This window comes from Rhodococcus sp. LB1 (assembly GCF_001583455.1).
Taxonomy (GTDB): domain Bacteria; phylum Actinomycetota; class Actinomycetes; order Mycobacteriales; family Mycobacteriaceae; genus Rhodococcus_F; species Rhodococcus_F opacus.
In genome coordinates this window covers 368-7,169 of record NZ_LTCZ01000233.1, presented here as the reverse complement: position 1 = coordinate 7,169, position 6,802 = coordinate 368, and the positions used below count along the sequence as shown (strand labels likewise).

Below are 6,802 nucleotides of genomic sequence, written 5' to 3'. Positions count from 1 at the left end.
TGACCACGCATGAGCCGGCCTACGTTCCCGGCCTCATGATGGATGTCGATCTGAACATTGCGATGGTGCTGCGAAGGATGCGTTCCATCCATCATGGCTCACGGGTGTTGTCGAGGTCGGAACACTGCACCGACGGACCTTCGCATTCCGCCACGTTCGGCGAAGTCCTCGATCGCGCGGAGCGCCTCTCGGCAGCGTTGGCGAACTTGGGCGTGAAACCGGGGGATCGAGTCGGCAGTCTGGCGTGGAACACGCAGGAGCACCTCGAGATCTACTACGCGGTGATGGGCATGGGCGCGGTTCTGCACACGGCGAATCCGAGGCTGCACGAAGATCAGCTCGTCTACACGATCGACCACGCACGGGACACTGTGCTGATCGTCGAGTCTTCGTTCCGCGCCCAGATCGACGGGCTGCGGCACCGGATGCCGCACCTCCGTCACGTCGTCGTCATCGGAAAATCCGTCGGTGAACTGGCTCCGGACGAGATCGGGTTCGAAGACCTGATCGAGCAGGCAAGCGAACCGATGACACCCGTGGACATGGACGAGCGTGCTGCGGCGGCTCTCTGCTACACCTCGGGCACGACGGGGGATCCGAAGGGCGTGCTGTACTCCCACCGGTCGATCGTTCTGCATGCACTGTCCATGGCGGGTCGAGATGTCTTCCGGATCGGTGAGCAGGATGTGGTCCTAGGACTGGTTCCGCTTTTCCACGCGCTGGGATGGGGATTGCCATTCATCTGTGGACTCACCGGTGCGACGGTGGTCATGCCGGGACCGAACCTCCAACCCGCGGCAGTGGCCGAGCTGATCGCCGAACACCGCGTGAACTGGGCCGGGGGCGTTCCCACCTTGTGGATGGACCTGCTGCGCGTGGTAAACGCTCGCGCGTCGAGCGAGAGCCCGGTCGACCTTTCGAGCCTGAAGACCATCGTCGGCGGAGGCACCGCCGTTCCGGAGTCGCTCATGCGCGCCTACGGTGCCCTCGGAGTCGACTTCGTACAAGGGTGGGGCATGACCGAGGTCTTCCCGGGAGCGACCATGGTCACGCCATCGGCCATGGTCGATACCGACGACGGATGGCGCGCGCGGACGTCCGCAGGTCGAATCTCACCCTTGTACGAGATGCGCGTCGTCACCGATGACGGCACCGAGTTGCCCAAAGACGGCGTCAATGTAGGTGAATTGGAGATCCGCGGGCCAGTGGTGGTCGGCTCCTATCTCGGCTCCGATCCCACCGAGGACAAGTTCCGCGACGGCTGGTTGCGTACCGGTGATGTCGGGACCATCGATGCGACCGGATGGGTGCGGATCACCGATCGACTCAAGGACGCGATCAAGTCCGGCGGTGAGTGGATCAGTTCCGTGGACCTCGAGTCGGCGTTGATGGCGCACCCGTCGGTTCATGAGGCGGCCGTCGTCGGGCGTCGGGACGACCGTTGGGGGGAGCGCCCTGCTGCCTTCGTCGTCGCAGACGAAGCGGTCGATGCCGGCGTTCTACGCGACCACCTCACTGGACGCGTGGCGAAGTGGTGGATTCCAGAGGATTTCCGGCTGATCGACAGCATTCCGCGGACCAGCACCGGAAAGTTCGACAAGAAAGTGTTGAAAGAGTCGCTCGACGACAACGCCTGACTCTGTGATTCCAGTGGTCGAAAGGTCAAGGGAGGCCGCACATAAACGATAAGACGAAATGTACCACTGCACACCGAAGGTCAGCAGAAGACATACCAAGGAGACGATTCGAATGACAGTCCTGGACGACTACCGCGACAAGTACAAGAACTTCACGTTTTCGCGAGACGAGAACGGCATTCTCGAAATGCAACTCCAAACCGACGGCGACTCCTTCCAGCTGTTGGTACCTGCTCATCGCGAATTGACCGAAGCGTTCCGTGAGGTCGCGCTCGATCGCGAGAATCGGGTCGTCCTGATCACGGGAACCGGCGAGGAGTTCATCGGCCCGCGCCCGACCGCCGACAGCGGCCAGATCATGACGGTGATCCCCGAATTCTCCGCCGAGTACTCGGTCTGGGAGCAGGACGCATGGACGGATCACCGTGAACTAGTCAACGCCCTGCTGGACATTCAGGTTCCGGTTGTCGCGGCAGTGAACGGCCCAGCTCGGCGCCATTGCGAGATCCCCTTGTTCTCGGACATCATCATCGCCTCAGACACTGCATCGTTCGAAGATTCGGGGCACTTCGAGTTCGAGGACATGGCACCCGGTGACGGGTCGCATATCTGGACCACCGCACTGCTCGGTATCAACCGCGCACGCGCCTACATGCTCACCGGTGAGATCATCACCGCAGAAGAAGCTCTTCGTTGGGGCCTCGTGAAGGAACTTCACCCGCAGGATCAGGTCCTCGAGCGTGCACGTCAGATCGCGCGTGGAATTGCCGCGAAGTCGGATACCACGCTTCGTTTCACGCGAGCCCTCATGGTCCAGCCCCTCAAGAAGCAGGTTCTCGAACTGCTGGGACTGGGTCTCGCCTATGAAGCTTTCGGCGCACTCGGAAAGCGCGCCTGACGAGAAGAACCGCTGGGCGCTCGACTGCGCCGAGCGGTACTCGTGGCATCGGCGGCCAAAAGTTGTTAAGACGAGTCCGGGAATACTAGGAGAGATGTTCGTGAGCGATTCCCCATCAGCGGCCGGGGTCATTAATGATCCCTTGTTCGACATCACCGGCAAGGTAGCGATCGTGACCGGGGCGAGCTCTGGCCTTGGGCGACAATTCGCTTCGATGTTGGCGCAACGGGGTGCCTACGTCGTGGCTGTCGCGCGGCGAAGCGACCCGCTCCACGAATTGGTCGAGCAACACCCCGACCGCATCCTCGCCGTTTCGGCGGACGTCACCGACGACGATGCGATTCGCAATGTTGTCGCCCGTACCGTGGAATGGCGCGGCACGATCGACATCGTTGTCAACAATGCCGGCATCACCTCGATTCAGCCAGCGGAGGATGAAGATGCCGAAACCTTCGGCAAAGTGCTCGATGTGAATCTGGTCGCGCTCTATCGCCTGTGTCATCTCGCCGGTCGCCGGATGCTGGAACAAGGCCAGGGAACCATCATCAACATCGCCTCCATCAATGGCTTGGTGGCAAGCTGGTCGATTCCCCAAGCCGGTTACTGCGCCAGTAAAGGCGCAGTAACGATGTTGACTCGCGAACTCGCGGCTCAGTGGGCAGAACGAGGGATTCGCGTCAACGCCATCGCGCCGGGGTTCTTCCCCAGCGAACTCACAGAGGAACTGTTCAGCAGCAGCGCCGCCGGCGAACGGGTGTTCCGCCGTATGCCGATGAAGCGCGGCGGACGGGAAGATGAGCTGAACGGCGCGTTGATGTTTCTCGCCAGCAACGCATCGTCCTACATGACGGGCCAAACGCTCGTCGTCGACGGTGGTTGGACGATCGTGTAGATCTGTCGAGTTACGGTGGTCGTACATTGTTGTGCCACATCGATGTACGACCACTGACAATCGGGGCCGTGTTGTTCTTAGCGCCCAGTTTTCCCTGGACCGTGTACCTTACTGCGCCGTCACTCTTCGTATCGAGCGATGAGGCGGCCGACTACTCAGCCCTGCCGAAGGCGCTCGAGGCCCTCGGGAATGCGATCCGGTGCGATTAGCTGGATCGGCGGGTCCAGTTCACCGCCGCGCATCAGTTCGTAGAGCTCAGCGAGGTCTCGCCTCGTGCCGTTCACCTTAGCCTCCGGCCGACCCAGTCCGACCTGCACGACTGTCCCGGACGGGGCCAACGTCTGCGCGGCCCGGGCCGTGGTGGTTCCGAACCCCGCGTAATCCACGATGAGCGGCAGGTCCTTGTCTGCGTACTCTGTAATGGACTCGGCTACGCCCGCCAGTCCGATTTGGTCGGCTAGGGCTCTTGTCTCCGCGTTGATGTCGGGCATACACCTCGGCTCCCATCAGCACGGCGATGCGTACGCCGAAATAGCCGAGACCTCCCAGGCCGATGACGCCGATCCGCATACCCGCCTTGGCTCCCCCTTCTGTGACCATGGCGTGGTATGCCGTCAAACCGGCATCCGTCGCCATCGCTCCCATCTTGAAGGAAAGCTCTTCCGGAAGCCGCACGAGGTTCGCCTCGGTGGCGCGGACCGCGGGCCCGTAACCGCCGTCCCAGGCGCCATATCCGATGGCATCGCCGTCCGGCATCGTCGGCGACAGCCCGACACGGTCGCCGACTTTCCAATGGTCCATCCCCGGCCCGACTTCGCTGATGACGCCGGCATTCTCGTGACCGAGAGTCATCGGGAGTCGGACGAACGAGGCCATCCACTCCGGCTCGTGGAGCGCGCCCATGTCGGATGCGCACAATCCGGCGGCCTTCACGTCGACGACCACTTCGCCAGGGCCCGCGTGCGGCTTGTCGACCTCGTCGAGTGTCAGGGGTTTGCTGGTTCCGTGGAATCGCCATGATTCATTGTTGTGTTCTCTTGTCTTCTGTTGGGGATTACGACATGGATCAGCAGTGGGCGGGCGGTTCATCTCCACGACGTCGTCCACCGTGGGCTCGGAACCGAGCTGAACAGGTCGCCCAGGGAGAAGTCGGTGGTTCGCCCCGCCCCGAGACATCAGGATCGGACGAGGATCGGACGCTCAGTCGACCATGGTCAGGCCACCGCTGACGCTGAGCACCTGACCGGTGATGTACGCGGCCTTGTCGGAAGCGAGGAACGTGACAGCGTTGGCGATCTCCTCCGGTCGGCCTACACGCTTGAGGGGGACGGCAGCCAACAGCAGCGATTTGATGCGCTCGGACGTTTCCCCCCACAGCGGGGTTGCGGTGATTCCGGGTGCCACACAGTTCGACGTGATCCCGTACTTGGCCCACTCGCGGGCCAGCGATTTGGTGAAGGCCACGACTCCACCCTTGGTGGCGGCGTAGACGGCCTGTCCGCCGCTTCCGACACGCCCGGCATCGCTTGCGATGTTGATTATCCGGCCGGCACGGCGGTCGATCATGCCCGCACCGACCTCGCGCGAAACGAACATCGTGGACATGAGGTTGACATCAACGAGATTGCGAATCTGCGTATCGTCAAGGGAGACGAACGGATCGTCGCCGGCCCATCCCACGTTGTTCACCAGGATGTCGATTGGGCCCACCGAGGAAGTGATGGATCGTGTGAGCTCCGCGACTGCATCCGGCGACGTGACGTCGCAGATGAAACTTCTGGCGCGGAGACCTTGCTCGGCGAGATTGTCGACCACGGCGTCTGCGCGGTCGGCGTGCAGGTCGCAGACGGCGACACTGGCGCCCGAGTGTGCCAGCTGAGTGGCGATCGCCGCTCCGATGCCCTGACCGGCTCCGGTCACCAGAGCTACCTTTTCCACCAGGGACAAGTGCATGTTCCTACCTCCGTGCTCGTTCAGCGAGGTCCCACCCGACAAGTCAGGTCACTGACGGACCGCATCGGAAGAAATCTGGACGTTATAGGTCAGTATTGAGGTTGCGGCTGTCATGCGCAAGTATCCGAACCGAACTACGGGCCGCCGCTACATTGGAGCCGACGCCGACGGGGAGGCCGCGTCTGTCGATCCAGAGTGGACGCTTCAGGTCACAACGCCGGTGAGTCCTGTTGGGTCGAATGTCGATAACCCACACCGCGCAACACTGTGTTCACGAGTTGCGTCAAGTAGGCCTCCGTGTTGGCGATTTCGGACAGTTCCGGAGGAGTGCTGCGAACGTGAGTGGTGATTGCCCCTGCGACGAGATCGGCGATCAGGGTGGGTTTGGTCCCTGAGTCGATATCACCCCTCTCGATCGCACGCCTGACGAGGGCTCGGGTCGAGCGGATGTAATCCGGATAGTCGTTCGCGCCGATGACCTCGGCCAGCTCTTTGTTCGACTGCCTGTCCATCAGCAGACGGGTCGTCATGGATCCCTCGATGCTCTGGACGAATGCCATCCACTGTCTGGCGAACTCTCGGAGGTCGAGCTCGAGATTGCCGAGATTGATGTTCCCGACTGAGGGCGCGGCCGACCGAACGGCGTCGACCAGCAGTGCTGCCTTGTTGGGCCAGCGCAGATAGAGCGAGCCCTTGCCTACTCCTGCCCGCCGTGCGACCTCGTCGACGGTGAAGCCGCTCCATCCGCGATCGCTGTACACGGTCCTGGCGGCGTCGAGTACTCGCTCGTCGAGATCGGGTTCTCGCGGTCGTCCGACCGTGCGAGAGGAAGAGGTCATGACCGGAACCTTACCGTGTTTTCGCAGCGCCGCCGGAGGGACGAACGCGAGCTTGTGCCGCCCCGTGAGGGCTGCGGTGTAGTTTACTGAGTATATCCGTCCAAAATTAGGCCGTGCTGACACCGCGCAAACGGCACGTATCGCTTTACGCGGGGTCCGTTGATCGAAAGGAAATGTCATGGCAGATGCTCCGGAACCGTTGGAGGCCAAGCAGGTCGACGGGGTCCTCACCTTGACCATGAACAGGCCAGAAGTGAAGAACGCGCTAGATTTCCTGCAATGGAAGCGTCTGGCTGCCGCGCTCGACGACGCGGCCTTCGACACCGACGTTCGGGTGGTAGTCCTCACCGGCGCCAACGGGGTGTTCTCCTCGGGGGGGCAGCTTGGTGCCGAGGGGCCGAAACACCCTCTGGATCGGATGCGAATCATTTCCGAGGCAGCGGTGACACTTCATGAATTCCCGAAGCCGACGATCGCCAAGGTGCCGGGCCCGGCGATTGGAGGCGGTTGGAACCTCGCGTTGTGCTGCGACTTCGTCGTCAGTTCCAGCGACGCCACGTTTGCGCAGGTTTTCCCGAAACGG

The 6,802-nt window shown here is 62.2% G+C and carries 7 protein-coding genes and 1 pseudogene; 4 read left to right on the top strand and 4 right to left on the bottom strand.

The annotated features are described in order from the left end of the window. The 3 genes from AZG88_RS27105 to AZG88_RS27095 form a co-directional block, all read left to right on the top strand. A partial coding sequence (locus AZG88_RS27105) for a long-chain-fatty-acid--CoA ligase (RefSeq protein WP_231914220.1) occupies positions 1-1,637 on the top strand: 1,637 nt, incomplete at its 5' end. Between the two features lie 112 nt (positions 1,638-1,749). Then, positions 1,750-2,535 (top strand): enoyl-CoA hydratase/isomerase family protein, encoded by a 786-nt coding sequence (locus tag AZG88_RS27100; RefSeq protein WP_061699685.1) that lies wholly within the window; start codon positions 1,750-1,752, stop codon positions 2,533-2,535. A 100-nt stretch (positions 2,536-2,635) separates the two neighbouring features. Further along, positions 2,636-3,427, top strand: coding sequence for an SDR family NAD(P)-dependent oxidoreductase (locus tag AZG88_RS27095; RefSeq protein WP_231914219.1), 792 nt, complete (start codon positions 2,636-2,638; stop codon positions 3,425-3,427). Positions 3,428-3,582: 155 nt separating this feature from the next. Here AZG88_RS27095 and AZG88_RS54235 read toward each other — a convergent pair whose 3' ends face one another. From AZG88_RS54235 to AZG88_RS27080, 4 genes and pseudogenes are all read right to left on the bottom strand, one after another. Then, positions 3,583-3,918: a hypothetical protein gene (locus AZG88_RS54235; RefSeq protein WP_231914218.1), complete on the bottom strand. Its 336-nt coding sequence runs from the start codon at positions 3,916-3,918 to the stop codon at positions 3,583-3,585. Positions 3,919-4,099: 181 nt separating this feature from the next. Beyond that, a pseudogene (locus tag AZG88_RS55755) lies at positions 4,100-4,516 on the bottom strand (alcohol dehydrogenase catalytic domain-containing protein); the annotation flags it as partial. Positions 4,517-4,627: 111 nt separating this feature from the next. After that, the gene (locus tag AZG88_RS27085) at positions 4,628-5,380 is read right to left on the bottom strand and encodes an SDR family NAD(P)-dependent oxidoreductase (RefSeq protein WP_063886893.1); all 753 of its coding nucleotides are present in this window, start codon (positions 5,378-5,380) and stop codon (positions 4,628-4,630) included. 209 nt (positions 5,381-5,589) lie between these two features. Then, complete coding sequence (locus AZG88_RS27080; protein ID WP_061699683.1) at positions 5,590-6,219, bottom strand: TetR/AcrR family transcriptional regulator; 630 nt, start codon at positions 6,217-6,219, stop codon at positions 5,590-5,592. Between the two features lie 178 nt (positions 6,220-6,397). Here AZG88_RS27080 and AZG88_RS52915 point away from each other — a divergent pair. Next, positions 6,398-6,802, top strand: a 405-nt coding sequence (locus tag AZG88_RS52915; RefSeq protein WP_197487945.1) for an enoyl-CoA hydratase/isomerase family protein, incomplete at its 3' end; no start/stop codon positions are given.

Bases quoted from the DNA above. Each gene is read 5' to 3' on its own strand.
- AZG88_RS27100 (WP_061699685.1), top strand. From the start codon at position 1,750: ATGACAGTCCTGGACGACTACCGCGACAAGTACAAGAACTTCACGTTT.
- AZG88_RS54235 (WP_231914218.1), bottom strand. From the start codon at position 3,918: ATGCCCGACATCAACGCGGAGACAAGAGCCCTAGCCGACCAAATCGGA.
- AZG88_RS27085 (WP_063886893.1), bottom strand. From the start codon at position 5,380: ATGCACTTGTCCCTGGTGGAAAAGGTAGCTCTGGTGACCGGAGCCGGT.
- AZG88_RS27080 (WP_061699683.1), bottom strand. From the start codon at position 6,219: ATGACCTCTTCCTCTCGCACGGTCGGACGACCGCGAGAACCCGATCTC.